We start from the raw sequence: 22904 nt of genomic DNA, 5'->3' as shown, positions 1-22904 counted from the left end.
GTCACAGGTTCGAGTCCTGTTCGGGGAGCCATATGGAGAGGTGTCCGAGTTGGCCGAAGGAGCACGATTGGAAATCGTGTAGGCGCCAAAAGCGTCTCGAGGGTTCGAATCCCTCTCTCTCCGCCAGAATTATTTTATAGCATGGCCCGTTGGTCAAGGGGTTAAGACACCTCCCTTTCACGGAGGTAACAGGGGTTCGAATCCCCTACGGGTCATAGTAATATGGAGGCTTAGCTCAGCTGGGAGAGCATCTGCCTTACAAGCAGAGGGTCGGGGGTTCGATCCCCTCAGCCTCCACCATATTTAATAACGCGGGGTGGAGCAGTTCGGTAGCTCGTCGGGCTCATAACCCGAAGGTCGCAGGTTCAAATCCTGCCCCCGCAACCAAATAACTTTTAATGAATTATTATGGAACTGTGGTGTAGAGGCCTAACATGCCTGCCTGTCACGCAGGAGATCGCGGGTTCGAATCCCGTCAGTTCCGCCATTTTCACAAAGTTACATTACCCTGTTGGGAGCCATTAGCTCAGTTGGTAGAGCACCTGACTTTTAATCAGGGTGTCGAAGGTTCGAGTCCTTCATGGCTCACCATTCATGCACTTATATGTCATGGATATAACTGTATTGCGGACGTGGCTCAGCGGTAGAGCATCGCCTTGCCAAGGCGAGGGTCGCGGGTTCGATTCCCGTCGTCCGCTCCATATTTGCGCCCTTAGCTCAGCTGGATAGAGCGTTTGACTACGAATCAAAAGGCCGGGAGTTCGAATCTCTCAGGGCGCGCCATTAACTTCATAAGCCGGTGTGGCGGAATTGGCAGACGCGCGCGACTCAAAATCGTGAGGGAAACCGTGGAGGTTCGAGTCCTCTCACCGGCATGTATTTCGGGATGTAGCTCAGCTTGGTAGAGCACCTGGTTTGGGACCAGGGGGTCGCATGTTCAAATCGTGTCATCCCGATTAAAAAGAAAGTCGCTGGAAGCAGCGGCTTTTTTGTTTTATGCTATTATTTTTTGCATAAATCAGTAATGTCCAGGTCACACTAACACAAAAAGTGGGACGGAAGGGATTACTGTGAAGCGATTAAGTTGGAAAAAACAGATGAAACGGCGCTGGAAACAGTGGAGAAGAACAGTATGGGCATGTATTATTTCGGGTGCGGCTTGCTTACTGGCAGGGTTGGGCATTCTGTTTTCGAATCATATGCAGGCTATGCTGTCGCAACCACTGGCTACTCCCGTTATGGCAGAGGTGGAGGAGGAGTCATCAAATTATACTTCTACCGAAGACCGCTCCTCGCAGATGCAACTGTTGCAAAGTATCCGTGCTTCTGGCATAAGCAGGAAGACTCGTTTGTTAACTACCTACGTATGTGGTACAGAGACCACTTCCTTGGGAACATTAAGTTCGCAGCAACTGGAAAGTTTACTGGGGCAACACCCCGACTGGAAGGGAAGGCTTAATACTAAAGGAGAAGTGTGGCTGGAGCGCAAGGTTGAAGATTTGTCGGAGTCATGCAAAGCGCGCGCATACATGGGATTGAGCACTGATGGCCAGCTTACATTGTTTGAAGGGCTGCCCAAAAAGGAGAAAGTAATTCGTACCTTTTTTCAATTGGATATAGGCTCCATGGAGACGGCCTTGCCAGAAGGGGTATATAAACAACTTCAGCAGGGAATCCGTGTACAGGATATAAATGAGTATAACAGTGTAATCTCCACTTTTAGTGACTTTGCAGTGGAGCGAACACAGAGGGTATTAAAGCAGCATTATTGATTACAAGTACGAAGACGTTAGACTTTGCCCATGAGGTGAAGTTGTAGCGTCTCTTTTTATGTTTTCACTCATGGGTTAAACTTTTTCCTCTATTAGATACAAAGTTTTGTTATAATGAAATGAACGACACATATGTTCGCTTTATATGGGATTGGGACATGTAAATTGACGATGGTGCTGACTGTTGGTTAGTTGCACCATGTTTGAGCGATAGGGGAGAGATTTTTTTGCGTTTTCTAGGAATTGATCCGGGTATAGCCATTGTGGGCTTCGGGTTTGTAGACAAGATCGGCAGTAAGGTGGTTCCCGTGCAATATGGCTGTATTCAGACGGAAGCCCATACACCGGAAGAAGACAGGCTGCTTCATGTGTATGAAGGCATGTTGCAATTAATTGATAAGTATAAGCCGGATGCGGTAGCATTGGAGAAGCTCTTTTTTAATCGCAACGTTACAACGGCTATGTCCGTAAGTCAGGCGCGTGGGGTACTGGTGTTGGCTGCCAAACAACGTAATTTGCCTATAGGGGAATACACGCCGATGCAGGTAAAGCAGGCTATTGTAGGGTATGGCAAGGCAGAGAAGAAGCAGGTACAGGAGATGGTTAGAATGTTTCTAAAGCTCCAGGCTGTACCCAAACCAGATGACGTAGCGGATGCTTTGGCAGTGGCTATTTGTCATGCGCATTCCTATGGGCTAAATTCAAAATTAAATGAGGTATTGCGAAAATGATAGATTTCTTGCGTGGTTCTGTAGCTCACTTGGAAAATGAATATGTCGTTTTGGATGTGCAAGGTGTAGGGTATCGGGTATTTTGTCCGAATCCTTACGCGTTCGCCAAAACGGAAGGACCGGTGGTTATTTACACTCACCATCATGTAAGGGAAGATGCTATTTTACTGTTTGGGTTTGCAACCCGGGAGGAGCAGCAATTATTCCGTAAACTGATCGATGTATCTGGTATTGGACCGCGTGTGGCGCTTGGTATTTTGGGAGGCGGTACGCCTGCGCATGTGGTGACGGCGATTTATCAGGAGAATATCACATTCCTCACTAAATTACCGGGGATTGGTAAGAAGACGGCACAACGTATGATTCTAGATTTGAAAGACAAGTTGGACGGTATTGGATCGTTGGGAATGGCTACCGGATTGTTTGCGGAGCCCGTTGTAGAAGAAGGTGAAGGTTCGTATTGGAGTGAGGCGCGTGAGGCGCTTAAAGCTCTCGGTTACACGGATGCTGAGTTAGATAAGGTATGGAGCAAAATGAAGAAAGATGCGAAACCTGATGATTCTGCCGACATATTGATGAAACGGGCTTTGCAACTGTTGTTTGCCGGATAGGACGCTGTTGTCCGTGATGAGAAGTCTGGTAAAAAGAGGAGCGATGGAATATGGATGACCGGATTATTTCCGCCAATTTGATGATGGAAGACCAGACGGCGGAGCTAAGCCTTCGCCCCCGTTATCTAAATGAATATATCGGGCAAAATCAGGTTAAGGAAAATTTGAAAATATATATTGAAGCGGCCAAGATGCGTAAAGAAGCATTGGACCACGTATTGTTGTACGGACCACCTGGATTAGGGAAAACCACTCTGGCTAACATTATCGCCAATGAGTTGGGGGTTAATTTGCGTACGACTTCAGGTCCTGCCATTGAAAGACCGGGAGATTTGGCAGCATTGCTAACCAATCTTCAAGAAGGGGATGTTTTGTTCATTGATGAGATTCATCGCCTTCATCGTACAGTGGAAGAAGTCATGTATCCAGCGATGGAGGATTTTGCACTGGACATTATGATTGGCAAAGGTCCAAGTGCCCGTTCGGTGCGTTTGGATTTGCCGCCCTTTACTCTTATAGGTGCTACTACACGCGCTGGGTTGCTTTCTGCGCCATTGCGTGACCGGTTTGGTGTTATTAGTCGATTAGAGTTTTATACGAAAGACGAGCTGGCTTACATCGTGTCTAGAAGTGCGGATATTATGGAAATGGAGATTGTCGGGGACGCAGCGGAGGAAATCGCATTGCGTTCACGGGGGACACCGCGGATTGCCAACCGTCTGTTAAAAAGGGTGCGTGATTTTGCCCAAGTTGTTGGAGACGGTATTATTCATTCAGAATTGGCTGCAGAGGCACTAAAGAGGCTTCAAATAGATCCACTCGGGCTGGATGAAATCGACCATAAAATGCTTAAAGGCATGATTCATTCATTCCGGGGCGGACCTGTAGGATTGGATACCATCGCTGCGACCATTGGTGAAGAGAGCCAGACGATTGAGGATGTGTACGAGCCTTATTTGTTGCAAATTGGTCTTCTGCAAAGAACCCCTCGGGGACGAACGGTGACCCCGGCGGCATATGCCCACCTTGGAATTCCCATGCCAACGGATCCACGGTAACTAAAGAAACCATAGCGTACTCTTAAAAATCAATGACTGGTTGTTCGCAAGTAGGGGATATGAAATGAACAGACAGATGAATTGAGCTAAAGAGAGTGTGGAAGTCCGATTCGAGCGGGTTCACATTTTTGTTTTATTCCGCCGATGTATTTAAAGGGATAGACGTGGGTCGAGATCCCGATAAATCACGTAATATAAGTGCTAGTCAGCTGGAATTGGGGGAGCTAGAAATGATTGGATATACATTGAACCAAAATAAAAAGTCCAAAGCTTGGACAGGCCGTGTCAAACGAGCGGCACTGATTATGGTATTAGCAACAGCTTGCATGCCTTGGTCTACAGGTGTTCAGGCTGCTGCCGCACAAGAGGATATTCGCGTAGTGATCTTTGCGGATCTAGGTAGTAAATATAAAGCGACAGTCCCCGCTGTAACTTTGAAATCATCAGGGAGCCTGAGTGTCGGCCAGAATAGTGGAGGCAGCTATCAGGCTTGGATGGGACTGCCGGACAGTACAGCTCGTTTTAGTGTAGACAGCTATCGGGTGAAGGTGCTTGAAGGAAATGAAGCGGCTGCGATAAAAGCGGCTCAAGCCCTGCAAAAGACAAATGATAAGCCTACCGTTTTTATCGGTTCAAAAAACGGTAGTTCTGTCTATCAAGTGTATGCGGGCATATATGCTAGTGAACAGTCAGCACAGGCTGCTGTACAGCGGATTTCTTCAGTAACCGGAACTCAGGCCGAAGTTAAGGGTAACAAGCATTGGTCGACGGGAAGCTATGGAACCGAGCAGGAGGCTAATCTTGTTCGTACAACTATTGCAGCTGCAGGCTTTGATGCTTTTACTGTGATTCAATCAAGGGGGCAATATGCTGTATGGGTTGGAGAAGAAAGCAATGACAGCAAGCTGTCGGCCTTGAAAACAGAGCTAGAGAGCAAGCAACCCAAACTCACCCTTTCCAAGGTAAACCAAACCGGTCTCATTATAAGGCAGGAAGCTGGAGTAACGACAGGCTCACAGGTGATGTCTCATTACATGCTAAGTGGGTCTGATAAGAGTAAGGTAATTGTCAGCGGCGGTAATAATGGAATCCAAGTGGTCGAAAGATCACAGCGTACATATCGCGGTGACATGGAAATTAGCATGACGTCAGGACAGCTGGCGCTTGTAAATGAGGTCCCCTTGGAGCAGTATTTGTATTCCGTAGTTGGAGCAGAGGTCTATTCCTCATGGCCAGCTGAAGCACTTAAAGCTCAAGCGGTAGCGGCTCGTAGTTATGCACTTGCTCAAGGCAATCGGTTTCAGATTGGCAATGTAGTAGATGGCACTCTAAGCCAGGCTTACAACGGTAAAAGCTCGGAGCATGCGAATGTCAACGAGGCTGTAGATGCAACAGCTGGTGAAGTGATTAAGAATGGCGGCACAGTGGTCGAAGCTGTATTTTCCTCTAATGCAGGCGGTGTGACAGCAGACGCTTCCGAGGTATGGAATAGTGGTGGCGAAGCGTTTGCCAGCGTGGACAGCTCGGGAGATACTTCAGCACAAAAAGGTGCACAAGAATGGTATCATGTGCTTCTCTCCAATGGTAAGACAGGTTATATTCGCGAGGATAATGCTAAGGAGTTGGAGGGAGTCACAGAAGCGGGATTAGACAAAATCACTGTTACAGCAGAAAATACAAATGTGCGTCCTATTCCCCAAATTCAATCTACGGTTACACCCATAGCAAAGGTACAGCCGGGCGAAGAGATGATTGTTTTGGAAAAGGTGCCTCAATCCGGAGACTATGCATGGGTTAGAGGGCCTTTTACAGCAGCTGAAATTGCTAAGTCCTTGCAAGGGAAAATAACCGGGACGGTACCATCCTCTATTAATCACCTCGATGTCACTAAACGAGGGCCGTCAGGGCGAGTATTAGAGGTTGAAGCAGATGGAGCCCCTTTAAAAGTAAAATATCCGGATATGTATCGCTCTGCGATGGGGGGACTGCCGAGCACACTGTTTGATATTGCGAGTACCGGCAGTTATACTGTATTAGGCGCAGATGGAGCTACTTCTCATGTAAGTGGCACACAAGGTACCCAAATTCTGTCGGCATCTGGCACCAGCACTTCAAGTGGTAACGGGGTGGTCGTCATGAATGAAGATCGCCATGCACGAGTTATTGACAAAACGCAAAGCTTTATTTTTACAGGTAAAGGGAATGGTCATGGCTTGGGCTTATCCCAATGGGGTGCCAACGGTTTGGCAGAACAGGGGTATGATTACAAGAAAATTTTGCAACACTATTACAAAAATGTGGATATAGTTAAGGACTGACCAATATATGAACGTAAATGACTACGATTTTGAACTACCTGAAACATTAATTGCACAGACGCCTTTGCTTGAGCGGACCGCTTCTAGATTATTAACGTTAAACAAAAATAACGGTGAAGTGGGACATCATACATTTTCGGATATTGTGCAGTATCTTCAGCCAGGGGATACGCTGGTTTTGAATGATACCCGAGTCATTCCTGCACGCTTGTTTGGCATCAAGCAAGACACTGGCGCTAAGGCCGAGGTGTTGCTGCTTAAACAACTGGAGGGAGACCGATGGGAAGCATTGGTGAAACCCGGCAAAAAGCTGAAAAAGGGAGCTGTTATTGTTTTCGGTGATGAACTGAAAGCAGTTATTGAGGAAGAAGGAGATATGGGCGGAAGGGTACTTTCATTTTCATATGATGGTATTTTTCAGGAGATCCTGGATCGCCTGGGGCAGATGCCGCTTCCTCCGTATATTAAGGAACAGCTGGATGATCGTGAGCGGTATCAGACCGTTTATGCTCGGCACGAGGGGTCTGCTGCGGCTCCGACGGCAGGGTTACATTTTACAGAAGAATTACTGGACCAAATTAAAGAGAAGGGTGTTACCGTTGCCTTTATCACACTCCATGTTGGTTTAGGAACGTTTAGACCGATGTCGGTGGACACGATTGAAGAGCATGTTATGCATGAAGAATACTATTCATTGTCACAGGAAACGGCAGATATACTCAATGCAACTAAGGCGCGTGGCGGTAGAGTTGTGGCCGTGGGAACAACCAGTTGCCGAACGCTGGAGACGGTGGGCAATAACCTCGTAGATGGTGTGCTACAGGCCAGCAGTGGCTGGACACAGATTTTTATTTATCCAGGCTATCAATTCCGTGTGGTGGATGCAATGATTACGAATTTCCATTTGCCTAAATCCACTTTGGTTATGCTGGTCAGCGCACTAGCTGGCAGAGAGAATATTATGCATGCTTACCAGGAAGCGATTGACCAAAAATATCGGTTCTTCAGCTTCGGGGACGCAATGTTCATTTATTAATTAAGGATGGTAGAAAATATGGCACCAGCAATAAGATACGAACATATTAAGACCTGTAAGCAATCTGGAGCTCGTCTTGGGCGTGTACACACACCTCACGGGGTGATTGAGACTCCAACCTTTATGCCCGTGGGAACTCAAGCAACTGTTAAAACAATGAGCCCTGAGGAATTGAAAGCAATGGATGCTCAAATTATTTTGAGTAATACGTACCATCTGTTTCTTCGTCCTGGTCATGATATTATCCGTGAAGCGGGCGGTCTGCACAAGTTTATGAATTGGGATCGTCCTATTTTAACGGACAGTGGCGGATTCCAAGTGTTTTCCCTAAGTGAAATGCGTAAGATTTCAGAGGAGGGAGTTCATTTCCGCTCTCATTTAAATGGAGATAAGAAGTTTCTTTCTCCGGAAGTGGCGATGGAAGTCCAAAACTCACTTGGCTCGGATATTATGATGGCCTTCGATGAATGTCCACCTTTTCCAGCTGAGTATGAATACGTGAAAAAGTCATTGGAGCGCACCAGCCGTTGGGCTGAGCGTTGTTTGGAGGCACATGCCCGTCCTCATGACCAAGGGTTGTTCGCTATTGTACAAGGAGGCATGCATGAAGATCTGCGCAAGCAAAGTGCGGCAGATTTGACTTCCATGGATTTCCCGGGGTATGCTATTGGTGGACTGAGTGTAGGTGAACCTAAGCATTTGATGTATGAAGTGCTCGATTACACGGTTCCTCTGCTTCCTACCAACAAACCACGTTATCTGATGGGCGTAGGTTCGCCGGATGCTTTGATTGAAGGCTCCATTCGTGGTGTAGATATGTTCGATTGTGTGCTTCCAACCCGAATTGCTCGCAATGGGACAACGATGACAAGTCAAGGGCGTCTTGTCGTTCGGAATGCGAATTATGCAAGCGATTTTGGCCCACTTGATCCGGCTTGTGATTGCTACACTTGTCGTAATTATTCACGTGCTTATTTGCGACATTTAATTAAAGCAGATGAAACCTTCGGGCTCCGACTGACAACGTATCATAACTTGCATTTCTTAATACAATTGATGCGTAATGTCAGACAAGCGATTATGGATGACAGGCTGCTTGATTTCCGCGATGAATTTTTTGAGCAGTACGGTCTTCATGATAATGATAAAGGCTTTTAAGTTTTAGGGGAGAGTATTCGAAAGGGGGATTTAATGTGTTTCATTTTGCTACAGCTGCGGCTGCACCTGGTGGAGCTGGGGGACTTTTTCAAATGATCTGGCCGCTGGCTCTGATGTTTGTAATCTTCTATTTCTTGCTGATTCGTCCGAATCAGAAGAAACAAAAGCAGCGTCAATCGATGCTTCAAGCTTTGAAAAAGGGAGATAAAGTGATTACAATCGGAGGTCTTCACGGTACAATTGTGGAGATTACGGACGATGTAGTTGTTTTGCGTGTGAATGATGTGACGAAGCTGACTTTTGATCGTAGTGCGATCAGTAATGCGATTGCAAAAGACACTGCATCTGAGGAAGTTGTTTCTAAATCGTAACTTGCGGTTGTTATGCAAAAACCGAGCCTTTGAGGAGGCTCGGTTTTTTGTGTGTTGTATACATGTCGATTTACTTGCGGAAGTTAATGCCAAACATCCCCCCACCTGCTCCTACGACAAACGCGATACCTAAGTGCATCAGGTCCTTACCGTTCATGCCTGCATCCAATGCCAAAAAACCGACCAGAAGAATGATTAGCCCATACAGGATGCCTGTAATACCGCCTTGATACCAGCCTTTGTTCGTGGATCTTTTACCGGCGACGAAGCCGCCAGATAGCATGGCGAATGCGTGGACGATGTACGTATACAATGATAAGTCCTGTTCTTGCATCTGTGTCATCCACAAGAGTAGTGAGAGAATCAATGCGCCTAATAGCATCCATGCAAAAGCATAAAATAAGCCGGATAAAACGGGATGGGCCAGACGAAACGAACACCAGCGGCGAATGAGCTCCATGGATAATTCCTCCTGTACCAAGGTTTGAACTATTATCATTCTATGGCCAAGCTTCCTAGCTTAGTACCAAGTCGTAAGCAGTCTTTCTCTTTATTTCAATAATTTAGCCTTTTGTTTTTTGTATGAGCCAAGTGAAGAACGGTCAGAATACGTGTACAATGAATGACTAATGTCTTGTTGCAAGTACAGGAGAGGAGGCGAACCTATTGAGTCACGATATTTTTGCTCATATTTTTCGGACGCTGCTCATGTATTTTATTGTATATCTGGTGATGCGTTTGATGGGTAAAAGGGAGATCGGAAAATTGTCTGTATTCGATCTCGTCATATCCATTATGATTGCGGAAATTGCTGTATTCAGCCTGGAGGATATAAAACGTCCACTTTATGAAGGGTTGATTCCTTTAGGAGTGCTGTTGGTTTTGCAAATTGGAATTTCCTATTTCAGTCTGAAAAGTCGGCGTTTGCGCTTACTATTCGATGGTAAGCCCAGTGTTTTGTATTCAAATGGACAACTGTACAAGGACGAAATGAGGAAGCAACGTTACAACTTAGACGACTTAATGTTACAACTTCGTGAACAAAATATAGAAAGTTTGGACGAAGTTGAGTATGTTATTTTGGAGACAACAGGTAAACTTACGGTTATTAGCAAGGAAAATTACGAAGAAGCTAAACACGAAAAAAATAAGCAGGATGAAAGAGAAAATGAATTGATAAACAAAGAGCAACAGGAAAATAAAGTTCATCCTTCTCCACAAATTGGCGGAAAGTTTAGATATGAGGGACTGCCTATTCCATTAATTATGGACGGAAAGGTGCTGGATCGAAACTTGGAACGGATGGATATGAACCGTTTTTGGCTTAAAAATCAGATTCAAGCGAAGGGACACAAAGATTTTAAGGATGTTTTCTTATGCTCGGTTAACCATAGAGGGGATGTGTACATTACACCGCCGGCCTATGGAGAATCTCTGGAATAGCTTCTTTATGCTTTAAACCACCTTCTCAAAATTGGAATGCGGGTGAGGTTGTCCCAATCGATCATTTTGATCAAGGTCATCAGGAACAGGTACAGAATAATTCCCATTCCTGCGGCAAAAATAAACTGGAGCCACATTTGGTTGAAAATCGTTAAATGCCTGTAGGTATATAATACCGCAGCCGCCATAATGATCATGCCCATCCCGGTTTTCCAGAAGTCAAGTAAACGTACACGAAAACGAAGCAGTCTGCTGACACTGAAGCCATGTAGGAGGGTAACGATAGCATTATTAATACAGATGGCAATGACAGCTCCGTAGATACCGTACTGAGGCTGGGAAGCAAGCCATACAATCAGCACAATTTTGATAATGGCTCCGATAAAGGTATTCAATAAGGCACTTCCAGGACGGTCTAATGCCTGAAGTGCTGCCTGAAGCGGGGCCTGAATGTACATAAAAAGAGCAAATGGGGCCATAAGTTTAAGCATGCTTGCAATATCGCCATTATTGTAGAGCAACAAACACAGCGGTTCTGCCAATACATACATAATAACGGCAAATGGGGCTCCTGCGACTAGAGCAAGACGAAGCGATTGATGCAAACGTTTGTGAATGGCGGTAATATGTCCGTTGGCTGCGGCTTCGGATAACGAAGGCACAAGTGAAACGGCCAGCGAGCTTGTAAGGACCCCGGGTAGTAATAAAACAGGAATAACCATTCCTTGCATGGCTCCATATTGTGCGGTTGCCACACCAGTTGCAATACCCGCTACGGCTAGGCTGCGCATACATAAGATCGATTCGAGCAGATAAGATAAGGAACCAACAAGCCTACCAGCCGTGACGGGAACGGATATAGACATAAGACGTGACAAAATAGATGATTGCTCGGTATAGACCTCTGAAGGTAAAGGAGCCTTCGGTTGAAGAGTATAATCCTTTCGCTGGTTCCAGGTATATTGCCATAGCAGCACAACCATGCCAATGAATTCACCCGCCAGAGCACCGAGCATAGCACCTGCAGCAGCGTAGGCTACCCCATGGGGTAGTAACAAGTAAGCAAACCAAATGACGCAAAAAATACGCATAATGGTTTCCGCAATGGAGGAACTGGCTGACGGAATCATATTTTGTTTTCCTTGAAAATAGCCCCTATAAGCTGAGGAGACAGCAACAATGACAATCATTGGGCTCATACTCACAAATGTATAATACACACGGCTATCAGTCAGGAGATGGCTTGTGATCCAAGGTGCAAACACAAGACAGATTGTCATGGCAATCAGGCTGAATGTAATGGTGAAGCGCAAGCTTGTGTGCAAAATACGTCGTGACATTTCGGGTTGCCCTGCCGTTTCAGCTTCAGCTACAAGCTTGGCTACCGCAAGAGGGATGCCCCCGGTAATAAGAGTCACTAGTACGATAAAAAAGGGATATCCCTGCTGGTACAGCCCAACTCCTTCGGGGCCGATAATACGCGGGAGTGCGATTCGGGGAATAAAACCCAGTAGCCGATTGATGATTCCCGCTGCCAATAAAATAATTGCTCCATGAATGAATGTCTGCTTTTTCAATCGTAACTCCCTCTTCCCCAAAATGTAATTCAGCATCTATGTGTTCTTTAGAAGATATGCCGGACCTGTCCATGTTCATGACAAGCTTTTCAGCTTAGAAACAAGGTGATCCAGACTACTAGAGAGAGAGTGGGGAATTCTGCTATTGACGAGCGAAATGAATGCATATATTGTTGATTTACGGCTATTTTCGACGAAAAGAAGGGTTTTCCAGGATCAGGACAGAAATGCTCTATAAAGCAGTCAACAACCCCGCTAATTACTGATCTGCGGAACCGATAGTCGCTGGGAGGAGGAACGGCCATCGTGGGTATGGAAGAGCTGGATGAGCAGGATTGGGTTGACGCAATTGAGATACTCTGTCAAAGTAAGGTGGATGAGCTGATTCTTGTAGGCTATGAACATGTCACCAGTAAGGACGTGTGGGATTGCGTCAGCCATAAATATGAAAAGGAGGGTATTCCTCCGCTGCACAAGCTCGTTAACGATATACTTTCCCTTAAAGCGACGAGCTTTATGAACTATTTGACGATGTCCGCATTACGGGGCTCCACTTTCGAATAGAAGGGGGTCTTTTTTTTGCGTTCAAATTGACTGCTTTTTGAGGGGTAGCTATAATAGGAATATTGAGAATGAAAGGGGAACATGGGACGGAATGAAGAGAATTCTAAGTTTCATCGTGGTCGTGCTCATAACTACTGGTGTTATGGTCGGGACAAGCCCGGGCCTACTAAAAAGTTTAAAACTAGGCCTCGATTTAAAGGGAGGCTTTGAAATTTTATATGAAGCCCAGCCTTTGGAAGCCGGGCAGCGTGTAACCAGCCAGTCTCTGATACAAACAGCACAAAGTCTAGAGAGACGGATTAATGCGCTTGGTACGACTGAGCCGGAAGTAACAACAGAGGGGAGCAATCGGATTCGCGTGCGGCTTGCTGGTGTCTCTAATGAGGCAGAAGTCCGCTCCATGCTGAAAAAACCCGCAGAGTTAACCTTCCGTAGTGCAACGGCAGCAGATGCTAAAAAGCCGGGTCAATACAGCAAAATTGAGCTCCGTGGTAATGATTTTGTGGAGAATGGGGCTGTTGTTGGCTATGACCAACTGAATCACCCTGAGATTAGTATCAAGGTAAAAGACAAAGCCAAATTTGCAGAAATCACAAAGCGACTTATGAATAAAGAGTTGGCTATTTTCCTCGATGATGAATTACTGTCTGCACCTACAGTCCGCAGTGAATTGACGGATGGCAGTGCTTCGATTACAGGTAACTACACACGTGATGAAGCGAACAAGCTAGCAGATACGATCAATCTGGGTGCTCTTCCGCTTAAACTTACGGAAAAATATTCTCAGAGTGTAGGGGCTACACTGGGTCAACTGTCACTGGATCAGACGATCCGTGCTGGTTTGATCGGCTCGGTCATCATTCTGATCTTTATGATTGCAATGTTCCGTGTACCGGGACTGATCGCTAGCTTCTGTCTCATCGTTCATACTTGGTTGGTGCTTGCGATCTTTTATTTGGGCGGTTTTGTGCTCACACTTCCGGGCATCGCAGCCTTCGTGCTCGGGATCGGGATGGCGGTGGATGCCAATATCATTACGTATGAACGGATTAAAGAAGAAATCAAGTCAGGCAAAACGATTCGTTCTTCTGTCATCGCAGGCAGTAAGGCATCGTTCCGTACTGTTATGGATGCCAATATTACAACAATCATAGCGGCAGCTGTCATGTTTGGTCTGGGTACAGGCTCCGTTCGAGGATTTGCTCTCGTGCTCATCGTTGATATTGTCGTTAGTATTTTGACAAATATCTTCTTCTCGCGCTTCTTGCTCAATCTGCTGGTTAAAGCGGATGCTGTGAAGAAGGCCAAGTATTTTGGTGTGAAGGAGAGTGATATTAGTGCGCTTTAATTGGGACTACAAATATGTCAAGATGAGCAAGTGGTTTTATACATTCTCGATTATTGTCACGTTGCTTGGTATTTTGAGCTTGTCGATATTCGGTTTGAATTACGGGGTTGATTTCCGTTCCGGTTCCAACGTGGATGTTAATTTGACCAAGGCAGTTACACAAGAACAGATTCAAAGTTTGCTGGACAAGAACGGGATCGGCAAAGAGGTGGATTATACACCAGGTAAAGAGCGCTTCGGCATTCGTTTTTCACAAGTGTTGACAGATCAGCAAGTGAATGACTTTAAAACTTCTTTTAATAAAGAGCTTGATCCAAAGGCATCATTTGAGGTCAATACGGTGGATACGGAAATGGCGCAAGAGCTGGAGCGAAATGCAATCTGGGCGATTTTGCTAGCCTCTGTGGCCATTGCTATCTACATTTCGATCCGTTTTGAATGGCGTTTTGCGGTGGCTGCGATTGTTTCGTTGCTGCATGATGCGTTTCTTGTCATCAGTATTTTCTCGATTTTCCGGCTTGAGGTCGATTTGACCTTTATTACGGCCATTCTGACGATTGTTGGGTTCTCCATTAACGATACCGTCGTTATTTTTGACCGTATTCGGGAAAACCTGCGATTTGCAAAGAAAAAGTCCAAAGCTGATTTGGAGCAAGTAGTCGATCACAGTATTGCACAAACGATGACGCGTTCACTCGCAACTGTGTTTACAGTGTTTATTGCGTCCGTTTGTCTATTCATATTTGGCGGCGAATCCATTCGGATGTTCTCGCTTGCGATGGTGATCGGTTTGCTGTTCGGTGCTTACTCTTCCATCTTTATTGCCAGCCCGTTGTGGGTAGCACTGAAGGGAAAACAAAAGACGCCGACAGCTGGTGGAGCCGCCAAAACTGCAAAGTCTTAAGTTAAGCAAATACCAGTAGTATAAATTAAAGAGAAAGCCGCGTCTGCTTGGGCGCGGTTTTCTAAGGTTTTGAGATTTACCTTATGTTTGGGGCTAATAGTGAGACACGGCGGTCATAAAAAGTTATATTTAAAGAAATCCGGTTAATTGGAATGGAGCTTTATCGGCAAAGGGTTAGTTCAGGATTGAGGGGGAAACGTTGTGAGTAGCGAACGCAGCCGATCACTAGAAACTGCGGCGTTGAGCGGGATTGTAGGTAATCTCGTGCTGGCTGTTCTTAAGGGAACCGTCGGTTATGCGGCAAACAGCAAAGCGTTGTTGGGGGATGCATTGCACACGGCTGCGGATAGTGCTTCCCGTTTGCAAGAGCTATTGTTTTCCAAGGCAAGTACAGATCACGGGGTGCTGGCGCGGTTGCGGAACGGTGAAAAAGTTCGGACGGTCATATCTGTGGTGCTGGCTATCCTAGTGCTGATGAGCGGGCTTCAGCTAGGTATTTCTGCTGTTCGTTCATTAAGTAGTTCGGAGCCGCAGGCTCCCGGTCTGTATGCTTTAATTACCGTGTTAATTGCTTTGGTGTTGAGAGAAGCATTATTTCAGTTTCAATATCGCTACTCGATAAAACATGGCCTTAAAGCGGAAGCAGACCGGTATGCTAACCATGAACGGTACTCGTTGTATTCATCTTTGATTGCATTGATCGGCATGATCGGTGCAATGACTGGCGAAGCAATGGAATGGCCTGCACTATTGTATCTTGATCCAACTGCAGCCTTGCTGGTAGCCTGTCTGGTACTGCGTAAAGGATATCTGATGGTGATGAATACCGTGTACCAGGCTCCTGCACAGCCCTTGCGGGAGGAAGACTCCCAGCGCTTTATGGAGACGATTCAACGAGTATATGGTATTGTAACGGTGGAACACTTACATGCTCAGGAAACGGGCCATTTCATTACTGTGGATGTAACGATAAGTGTTAACCCGCGGATTACGGTGCAGGAAGCACAGGAAATTGCTGATCGAGCTAAAAATCTGCTATTAGCCCGTTTTCCACAGGTGACTCATGTACAAATGCAGTTCATTTCTTACCAAGCCGGGTATCCTTATAAATCCAATCATGAACTGCCTGATAATGATGCGTCGTCCTTGCTTCAATGAGGCAGGCCGACTATGAAAGAAAGGTGAATAGGATTGCTTCATTCGCAGTACAGATGGAAGACCCCGGAGGTTAACCTGGAAGCGGCTCAGCCGTTAACAGAAGAGCTGGGGATTTCACCATTGTTGTCCCGGCTTTTAGTAAACCGGGGCGTCACTACAGCCGGGGAAGCAAACCGCTTTTTGTACGGAAGTGTGGACGATGTACACGACCCTTTTCTGCTACATGGCATGAAAGAGGCCGTGCCGAGAATTCGCCAGGCCCTGGAGCGTGGCGAGCATATACTAATCTATGGTGACTATGACGCAGACGGCGTATCCAGTACATCATTGATGATTCAGCTTATGCGTTTTCTGAAGGCATCTTATGATATTTACATTCCTCATCGTTCGAATGAGGGATATGGTCTGCACAACCATGCTCTGGATTGGGCTCATCAGCAAGGGGTTACACTGGTCATTACGGTGGATACGGGAATTAGTGCAGTAGAGCAAGTTGCTTATGCGACTTCCTTAGGGATCGATGTAATTGTGACTGATCATCATGAACCGCCTGCTGTACTTCCTGAGGCTTATACATTGATCAATCCGAAGCTGCCGGCTTGTCCCTACCCATTTAAAGGCCTTGCAGGCGTTGGTGTTGCTCTGAAGCTAGCTCAGGCGTTGTTGAGTGAAGTACCCGAGGAATGGTTTGAAATCGCCGCTATTGGTACAGTAGCTGATTTGATGCCACTACATGGTGAGAACCGGACGATAGTACGCCGAGGGATTCAATCCATGAGAAACTCAGCATTCCCAGGGATTCGGGCGCTACTTCATGTAGCGGGTGTGGAGATATCCACAGTGACTTCGGTCAACATCGCGTTTGCATTGGCACCGCGGATTAATGCGAGCGGGCGACTGGATCATGCGGGACGAGCTGTTTCCCTGCTAACGACAGAAAAAGAGGAGGAAGCAGACCAACTTGCGCATGCGCTGGATCTGCTCAATCGTGAGCGTCAACAAGTAGTCGAACGCATCGTGGAGCAAGCCGAGCAGCAACTAGCATCCAAAATCAATGGAGGCAAGCTTCCATCCGTTATTGTTTTGGCTGGTGAAGGCTGGAATGTTGGTGTCGTCGGGATTGTGGCATCCAAGCTGTTGGATCGCTACTATCGGCCAACTATTATTCTGGGCATAGATGCAGAGACAGGCATGTGCAAAGGTTCTGCTCGCTCTATTCCTGCATTGGATATCTACAGTGCTCTCACAGATTGCCATGAACTCATGGAGCATTTTGGTGGACATCCTTCAGCGGCGGGAATGACATTGTCCTGTGACAATCTTCAATTATTTGAAGAACGTCTAAACCGCTATGCAGCTTCCATTTTGACACCAGAAGATTTTATTCCTGTAGCTGAGGCCGATATGGTCTGTCGTCTGGATGAGGTATCTTTACAAGTAGTTGAAGAACTGGAATTGCTCCAGCCTTTTGGTATGGGAAATCCCTCGCCACGATTTGTATTACAGGGGCTACAATTGCGTGAGGCTCGTAAAATGGGACGTGAGAAAAACCATGTGAAGCTAGTACTGGAGCAGAACGGTTTATCGCTGGAAGCAGTTGCCTTCCGACGTGGCGATTTGGCTGATTTTTTACAGCAGGATACGGACATAGATCTGTTGGGTGAATTATCAATTAACGAGTGGAACGGTAAACGATCCCTCCAGCTGATGTTGCAGGATATTCGTGTGCAGGCTCCGCAAATTTTTGATTACCGTGGAGTATCGGACCCTCTTGCCGAACTGGAGCGAGGGCTAAAGATCTTTCATCCAAGCTTAGAGGAAAGAAAGAACGATGTAGCAGTGTTGATCCATCCCTCATCTCGGCTTCGTCCATCGAGCGCCGTGGATGCTGAATCCTTATGGTTATACGATAAAAATGGCTGCGTTACTCCCAGTGATGGTCAAAAAAATACACAGAACTCTGTGAAGTCACTGTTCGTATTGGAGCCGCCAGATACCCCTGAGCAGTTTCATGCTTTATGGTCTACTTTTGAGAATGTAGAGAACGTTTTTCTTCTTCATTCGCTCAGTGAACGTGGTGGCCGGCTCGTAAGTCCCGATAGGGAGCTGTTTAAGCGTATTTACATTGTGCTTTCCCGAATGGGAACACAGCTAATTGATGAAAAAGCAATGCTACCTGCCCTTAGCCGGCAGTGCTCCTGTTCAGTGCGTATGTTATCCAAAGTACTGGACATCTTCGAGGATCTTGAGTTTTTGACGCGTACAGAGGGTCAATTTCGTTTTGTATCCAATCCGCCCAAGCGAGATTTAACTGCTTCTCCGCGCTATCAGGAATTGTATAATATGGCTGAGATGGAGCGTTATTTACTGGACGCAGACACCACCCAAATGACAAGCTGGATTATGTCGCTTATGAAGGGTGCGTCTTGAGATACTACCTTGCAGTTTTGTAAAATGTATATACTAATTAGAAGTTTACAGTAGGAGGAACTAAGTTGGACTACAAAGAATATATTCGGGTGATTAACGATTTTCCACAACCAGGGATTAGTTTTAAGGATATTACAACCCTAATGAAAAATGGTGAACTGTACCGCAAGGCTATCAACGATATGAAGGAACTGGTATCTGATTTAAAAATTGATTTGATTGCAGGTCCGGAAGCACGTGGATTCGTTGTCGGTGCGCCTCTGGCTTATGCACTGGGTGTTGGTTTTATTCCTATCCGTAAAAGTGGCAAGTTGCCTGGAGAAACCATTGAGGAAGCATACGGTTTGGAATATGGTAAGGATACTCTGGCTATGCATAAGGATGCGATTGAGCCGGGGCAAAATGTTCTGATTGCTGATGATTTGCTTGCTACAGGTGGAACCATCGCTACATCCGTGAACTTGGTACGCCAACTTGGTGGTAATGTGGCAGGAGCTGCTTTTCTGATCGAGCTGTCTGATCTCAACGGACGAGCGAAGCTGCCTGACGTAGATGTATTCACCCTAATTAAGTATTAAGTATTTCGGAACCGGGGTTTCCCGGGAAATATTTTATGTATAGATTGTTTAAATAGCCTGATGGAACATCTCTTTATCTAAAGAGTTGCTCCATCGGGCTATTTTTTGATTGTAATTAAATTGGATTTCCCTGTTGTAACAAATTACCACGGGTTTTACTGGAAGAAAGTTATAAAAAAATAAAATAAATGTCGATAAAGATTAAAAAAGAAACAGAGGTGGATATATATTGGGTATATTTCAATTTAAGAGCTTACAAGCACGTACATTTTCTACCTTGGTTCCAATCGTACTTATAACACTGATTTTAATCAGTTTTTTGTCTTATTTTTTTGCCAGGCAGAAGCTAGATACGGAAATAAGCCAAAATGCTGTTCATTCTTTGACAAGGGCTAAAGTCGATATTGCAGCAAACGTAGATCGCCATGCTTTACTTGTTTCCATGCTGACTAAGAGTGCGGAACAACTGGGAACAGGAATGAACATTGAGGGCTATGGACGTTTTTTTGAACAAGAGCTGGCTTTAAATGATATGTCATACGGGTTAGGTATTTATTTTGCTAAGGGGGCATATGATCCGGGAGTGACTTACCGTTCAATATATGTGCATAGAGATGGCGAGTTGGTCAAGCAAACGACTGAATATGACGATCCGCAATATGATTATTTAACGCAGCCTTGGTATACAGAAGCTGTAGAACGTGGTAAAGATATAAATTTCACAGAGCCTTTTTACGATAGCAAACTGAACATCAATATGATTACTACAGGGAAAGCATTTTATGACAGACAGGGAAAATTGTTAGGTGTCATTACAGGCGACCTAAATATGTCAAATATCCAGACGTATATTGAAAAAATGAAATTTGGTACTCAAGGTAGTGCGATTTTGTTGGATAAGAACGGAGCTATTCTGTCATCCGGTCTCCCGTTCTTAAAAGCAGGCGAGCCGTTAACAAACACGCTGAATGCGGAAGCAGCACAATCTATTCAAAGTGGTATGTCTGGACAACTATCCGTACCCATTGATAATGTGGACTACCGGATAATGTACGAAACACTTCCACAAACCGGATGGAAAATCGGTGTATTACTGCCAGAATCGGATTTGAATCGCTCTGCGAATGAAATGCTTAAACTTCTATTAATGGTTAGTGTTATAGGCATTTTACTAATTATAGGATCGGTATTGATTAACAATTCAGGTATGATCAAAGAGATTAAAAAAATAATGCAGATGACCAATCGTATGGCTCATGGGGATTACACCGTTGAACTAGCACATCGACGTAAGGATGAGTTTGGTCAAATGGCTGACGGGATCAATAAGGTGATAGGCGTAACCAGAGGGATGGCATTGCGCTTGAATGAAGAGTCAAATGTGATCTCAGGCGTATCTTCAAAAATGTCCCAAGAGATTTCCGGGGCTGCTAAAGATGCGCACCATAATGCAGAAGAATTGGCACAGGTGAAGGAAGGAGCCGAGCTGCAGTTGGCCGCAGCAGCAGAGAGTGCGACTGCGATGGAACAAATGGCTGTTGGCATACAGCGCATTGCTGAATCTATACAGCATGTATCCGAATCTACCACCGAGATTGAACATAAAGCACAACAGGGAAATGAACATTTGAACGTGGTCAACCAAGGAATGCATAAAGCGAAAATGTCTATGGATGAGGCGGGCAGAGTAGTAAGTTCGTTAAATGAACGGTCTGCCCAAATTGGTAGTATTATTGGAATGATTCAGGAAATTAGTGGACAGACCAAATTGCTGTCGTTGAATGCTTCCATTGAAGCCGCCCGTGCCGGGGAGCATGGCCGAGGGTTCGCTGTGGTGGCTTCAGAAATCGGCAAGCTGGCCGTTAATGTAAGCGAGTCTGCGGAGCAAATTACGAGTCGAATCCGAGCCATGCAGGAAGAAACCAAATTAGCCTTGGAAGGAATGCAGCAGGGGGCTCTGGAGATGGATGAGGGGGTGTCTATTTTACGTGAGGTTGAAGAACGCTTTATGGCGATGAATCAGGATATTCAGCAGGTAGCGATAGAGGTACAGGAGGTCTCATCTGCCTCTGAAGAAATGTCGGCAGGCTCGGAAGAAGTTGCGGCATCTATTGGTTATCTTGCAGATATTGCGAAAGCTTCAACTGAACGTGCAGGGCAAGCCTCGGAACGATCCGAACGGCAACTAAAGAACCTGGAAGGTCTGAACAGCTCCGCCAAGTCGCTTACAGGTGTCTCTGATACCCTTAATCAGGTCGTATCCCGTTTTCAAGTGTGATATTGTTAAATAAATAACATGCATAAAAAGACGCCGTTCCATGTAAGAAGGATAATTACACGCTTGCCTACACAGCCTGAGCGTGTTGATTCATAACCTACATGGAGCGGCGTTTTTTAAATTGAAAACAGATATCAATCTGGTGTTTTTTCAGTTAAAGGTTCCTGCGTTTTATCGTTCGACCAGCCGAGCACATCAATCAGCTTGAAGAACAGACTCAGAATAATACCAATGATTGTAGCCAGTGCCATACCTTTCAGGGTAACAGCACCCCAAGTGAACGTAGTACCGCTGATTCCGACAACCAGCACAATGGTAGCGAGCAGCATATTGGTTGGCTTAGCGAAATCAACCTTTTGCTCAACGAAGATTCTAAGACCAGAGGCAGCGATCACACCGAATAATAACAAGGATACGCCACCCATAACTGGGGACGGAATATTAGAAACAATCGCGGAGAACGTACCCGAGAAGGACAACAGGATGGCAATGATAGCCGCTCCCCCAATAACCCATACAGAGTACACTTTCGTTAATGCCATAACACCGATATTTTCACCATAAGTCGTATTAGGTGTAGAACCTACAAAGCCGGAAATGATGGTAGAAATCCCGTTACCCAGCAGAGAACGGTGGAGACCAGGATCCTTGGACAGCTCGCGTCCAACGATGTTGCTAGTTACAAGCAAGTGACCAATATGCTCTACAATGACCACCAGAGCAACAGGAAGAATTGTCAGCATAGCCGAGGCATTAAAGGTTGGAGTAGTAATTGTGGGATGACCGAACAAAGGAGCGTCCGCTATGGCCTGTGTATTGACCATACCCATAAAATAAGCAAGCACATAGCCTACCACGATACCAATCAAAATGTGAATAATTTTGGCGAATCCACGAAACAATACCGCTCCCAGAACCGTAACACCAAGTGTAACGAGGGAAAGGGTGATCGTTTTGGGATCAGGTGTCCAGGCTTTAGTCGGATCGGCATTGATAATGCCTGCCATGCCTGCTGCAACCGGTACAAGCTCCAGACCGATTAAAGCTACGATGGAGCCCATGACAGCCGGTGGAAAAACGATGTCCAGCCAACGTGTCCCAGCATATTTGATTATCAGGGCGACGAGGCAGAAAATAATACCTGTAGCAATGAAAGCACCCAAGGCCATTGCATAGCCACTGCTGCCAGGGTTACTTTTAAGCACAAGACTGACGGGAGCGATAAAAGCGAAGCTGGAGCCGAGATAGGCAGGGATTTTGCCACGGCAAATCCATATGTACAACAATGTTCCAATACCATTCATGAGCAAGATCATGCCGGGATCGACGCCGAAAATATTGGGCACCAGCACGGTGCTGCCAAACATGGCAAACAAATGCTGTACGCTGAGCAGGAACCCAGGCCCTGCTGGAAGCTTTTCATTAACTTGAATTTCGCGTTGCAACGCAGTTCACTCCTTAGTTCTTTCAATTATTCTTATATACATTAATTACTTTTCGTAATTTTTTCAATATAATTCGTTCCATTTCGCCAATAATCGTGATTTTACTTATCCATGTGTGACAAAA

The 22904-nt window shown here is 45.7% G+C and carries 19 protein-coding genes and 10 tRNA genes; 26 read left to right on the top strand and 3 right to left on the bottom strand.

Annotated features, from left to right (window positions below; translation table 11 throughout):
* The first annotated feature begins 34 nt into the window (after positions 1-34).
* From ACQQ6X_RS00720 to yajC, 18 genes are all read left to right on the top strand, one after another.
* A tRNA-Ser gene (locus ACQQ6X_RS00720) sits at positions 35-126 on the top strand.
* 17 nt (positions 127-143) lie between these two features.
* Positions 144-215: transfer RNA gene (locus tag ACQQ6X_RS00715), tRNA-Glu, on the top strand.
* A 9-nt stretch (positions 216-224) separates the two neighbouring features.
* Positions 225-300: transfer RNA gene (locus ACQQ6X_RS00710), tRNA-Val, on the top strand.
* 10 nt (positions 301-310) lie between these two features.
* A tRNA-Met gene (locus ACQQ6X_RS00705) sits at positions 311-387 on the top strand.
* A 23-nt stretch (positions 388-410) separates the two neighbouring features.
* Positions 411-487 (top strand) — tRNA-Asp (locus ACQQ6X_RS00700).
* A 28-nt stretch (positions 488-515) separates the two neighbouring features.
* A tRNA-Lys gene (locus ACQQ6X_RS00695) sits at positions 516-591 on the top strand.
* A gap of 35 nt (positions 592-626) precedes the next feature.
* A tRNA-Gly gene (locus tag ACQQ6X_RS00690) sits at positions 627-701 on the top strand.
* A gap of 5 nt (positions 702-706) precedes the next feature.
* A tRNA-Arg gene (locus tag ACQQ6X_RS00685) sits at positions 707-783 on the top strand.
* A gap of 12 nt (positions 784-795) precedes the next feature.
* Positions 796-875 (top strand) — tRNA-Leu (locus ACQQ6X_RS00680).
* Between the two features lie 7 nt (positions 876-882).
* A tRNA-Pro gene (locus ACQQ6X_RS00675) sits at positions 883-956 on the top strand.
* Between the two features lie 114 nt (positions 957-1070).
* The gene (locus ACQQ6X_RS00670) at positions 1071-1772 is read left to right on the top strand and encodes a BofC C-terminal domain-containing protein (RefSeq protein WP_305167631.1); all 702 of its coding nucleotides are present in this window, start codon (positions 1071-1073) and stop codon (positions 1770-1772) included.
* Positions 1773-1999: 227 nt separating this feature from the next.
* Entirely contained in the window at positions 2000-2503 is a 504-nt protein-coding gene (gene ruvC / locus ACQQ6X_RS00665; RefSeq protein ID WP_025675038.1) for a crossover junction endodeoxyribonuclease RuvC, read from the top strand.
* Positions 2500-3114: a Holliday junction branch migration protein RuvA gene (gene ruvA / locus ACQQ6X_RS00660; RefSeq protein WP_063212983.1), complete on the top strand. Its 615-nt coding sequence runs from the start codon at positions 2500-2502 to the stop codon at positions 3112-3114. The genes ruvC and ruvA overlap by 4 nt, the downstream gene beginning before the upstream one ends.
* A 50-nt stretch (positions 3115-3164) precedes the next feature.
* A complete protein-coding gene (ruvB, locus tag ACQQ6X_RS00655) occupies positions 3165-4172 on the top strand; it encodes a Holliday junction branch migration DNA helicase RuvB (protein ID WP_305167629.1) in 1008 nt (335 codons plus the stop codon).
* A 230-nt stretch (positions 4173-4402) separates the two neighbouring features.
* Complete coding sequence (locus tag ACQQ6X_RS00650; protein ID WP_305167628.1) at positions 4403-6490, top strand: SpoIID/LytB domain-containing protein; 2088 nt, start codon at positions 4403-4405, stop codon at positions 6488-6490.
* A gap of 7 nt (positions 6491-6497) precedes the next feature.
* On the top strand, positions 6498-7526 hold the full coding sequence (gene queA, locus ACQQ6X_RS00645) for a tRNA preQ1(34) S-adenosylmethionine ribosyltransferase-isomerase QueA (RefSeq protein ID WP_063212985.1): 1029 nt from the start codon (positions 6498-6500) through the stop codon (positions 7524-7526).
* 18 nt (positions 7527-7544) lie between these two features.
* Positions 7545-8684 carry a tRNA guanosine(34) transglycosylase Tgt gene (gene tgt, locus ACQQ6X_RS00640; RefSeq protein WP_063212986.1) on the top strand — a complete coding sequence of 380 codons (1140 nt, stop codon included), beginning with the start codon at positions 7545-7547 and terminating at the stop codon, positions 8682-8684.
* 35 nt (positions 8685-8719) lie between these two features.
* Positions 8720-9055: a preprotein translocase subunit YajC gene (yajC, locus tag ACQQ6X_RS00635; RefSeq protein WP_013372646.1), complete on the top strand. Its 336-nt coding sequence runs from the start codon at positions 8720-8722 to the stop codon at positions 9053-9055.
* Between the two features lie 70 nt (positions 9056-9125).
* On the opposite strand, the gene ACQQ6X_RS00630 is transcribed toward yajC, so the two are convergent.
* Positions 9126-9515, bottom strand: coding sequence for a TIGR04086 family membrane protein (locus ACQQ6X_RS00630; RefSeq protein ID WP_305167627.1), 390 nt, complete (start codon positions 9513-9515; stop codon positions 9126-9128).
* Positions 9516-9721: 206 nt separating this feature from the next.
* Between ACQQ6X_RS00630 and ACQQ6X_RS00625 the strand changes: the two genes are divergently transcribed.
* Entirely contained in the window at positions 9722-10498 is a 777-nt protein-coding gene (locus ACQQ6X_RS00625) for a DUF421 domain-containing protein (protein WP_305167626.1), read from the top strand.
* Between the two features lie 5 nt (positions 10499-10503).
* Here the strand turns inward: ACQQ6X_RS00625 and spoVB are convergent, their stop codons facing one another.
* The gene (gene spoVB, locus ACQQ6X_RS00620; RefSeq protein ID WP_305167625.1) at positions 10504-12075 is read right to left on the bottom strand and encodes a stage V sporulation protein B; all 1572 of its coding nucleotides are present in this window, start codon (positions 12073-12075) and stop codon (positions 10504-10506) included.
* Positions 12076-12381: 306 nt separating this feature from the next.
* On the opposite strand from spoVB, the gene ACQQ6X_RS00615 reads away from it, so the two are divergent.
* From ACQQ6X_RS00615 to ACQQ6X_RS00585, 7 genes are all read left to right on the top strand, one after another.
* Positions 12382-12639 (top strand): post-transcriptional regulator, encoded by a 258-nt coding sequence (locus ACQQ6X_RS00615; RefSeq protein WP_305167624.1) that lies wholly within the window; start codon positions 12382-12384, stop codon positions 12637-12639.
* Between the two features lie 91 nt (positions 12640-12730).
* Positions 12731-13987: a protein translocase subunit SecD gene (gene secD / locus ACQQ6X_RS00610; protein ID WP_305167622.1), complete on the top strand. Its 1257-nt coding sequence runs from the start codon at positions 12731-12733 to the stop codon at positions 13985-13987.
* Positions 13977-14891, top strand: a complete 915-nt coding sequence (secF, locus tag ACQQ6X_RS00605) for a protein translocase subunit SecF (RefSeq protein ID WP_305167621.1) — start codon at positions 13977-13979, stop codon at positions 14889-14891. Before secD ends, secF begins: the two co-directional genes overlap by 11 nt.
* A gap of 201 nt (positions 14892-15092) precedes the next feature.
* Entirely contained in the window at positions 15093-16049 is a 957-nt protein-coding gene (locus tag ACQQ6X_RS00600; protein WP_142613303.1) for a cation diffusion facilitator family transporter, read from the top strand.
* Between the two features lie 33 nt (positions 16050-16082).
* The gene (gene recJ, locus ACQQ6X_RS00595; protein WP_305167619.1) at positions 16083-18479 is read left to right on the top strand and encodes a single-stranded-DNA-specific exonuclease RecJ; all 2397 of its coding nucleotides are present in this window, start codon (positions 16083-16085) and stop codon (positions 18477-18479) included.
* Positions 18480-18544: 65 nt separating this feature from the next.
* Entirely contained in the window at positions 18545-19057 is a 513-nt protein-coding gene (locus ACQQ6X_RS00590; protein ID WP_063212995.1) for an adenine phosphoribosyltransferase, read from the top strand.
* A gap of 229 nt (positions 19058-19286) precedes the next feature.
* Entirely contained in the window at positions 19287-21335 is a 2049-nt protein-coding gene (locus ACQQ6X_RS00585) for a methyl-accepting chemotaxis protein (RefSeq protein WP_305167618.1), read from the top strand.
* Between the two features lie 134 nt (positions 21336-21469).
* Here ACQQ6X_RS00585 and uraA read toward each other — a convergent pair whose 3' ends face one another.
* A complete protein-coding gene (gene uraA, locus ACQQ6X_RS00580; RefSeq protein ID WP_305167617.1) occupies positions 21470-22780 on the bottom strand; it encodes a uracil permease in 1311 nt (436 codons plus the stop codon).
* Between the last annotated feature and the right edge of the window lie 124 nt (positions 22781-22904).

The sequence above is a fragment of the Paenibacillus ottowii genome (assembly GCF_050516475.1).
GTDB lineage: Bacteria > Bacillota > Bacilli > Paenibacillales > Paenibacillaceae > Paenibacillus > Paenibacillus ottowii.
Note: the sequence above shows the minus strand (reverse complement) of the source record. Positions and strands in the feature narration are given on the sequence as shown.

Coding starts and splice junctions, on each gene's coding strand:
- secD (WP_305167622.1), top strand. CDS start 12,731: ATGAAGAGAATTCTAAGTTTCATCGTGGTCGTGCTCATAACTACTGGT.
- queA (WP_063212985.1), top strand. CDS start 6,498: ATGAACGTAAATGACTACGATTTTGAACTACCTGAAACATTAATTGCA.
- ruvA (WP_063212983.1), top strand. CDS start 2,500: ATGATAGATTTCTTGCGTGGTTCTGTAGCTCACTTGGAAAATGAATAT.
- tgt (WP_063212986.1), top strand. CDS start 7,545: ATGGCACCAGCAATAAGATACGAACATATTAAGACCTGTAAGCAATCT.
- ruvB (WP_305167629.1), top strand. CDS start 3,165: ATGGATGACCGGATTATTTCCGCCAATTTGATGATGGAAGACCAGACG.
- ACQQ6X_RS00650 (WP_305167628.1), top strand. CDS start 4,403: ATGATTGGATATACATTGAACCAAAATAAAAAGTCCAAAGCTTGGACA.
- ACQQ6X_RS00630 (WP_305167627.1), bottom strand. CDS start 9,515: ATGGAGCTCATTCGCCGCTGGTGTTCGTTTCGTCTGGCCCATCCCGTT.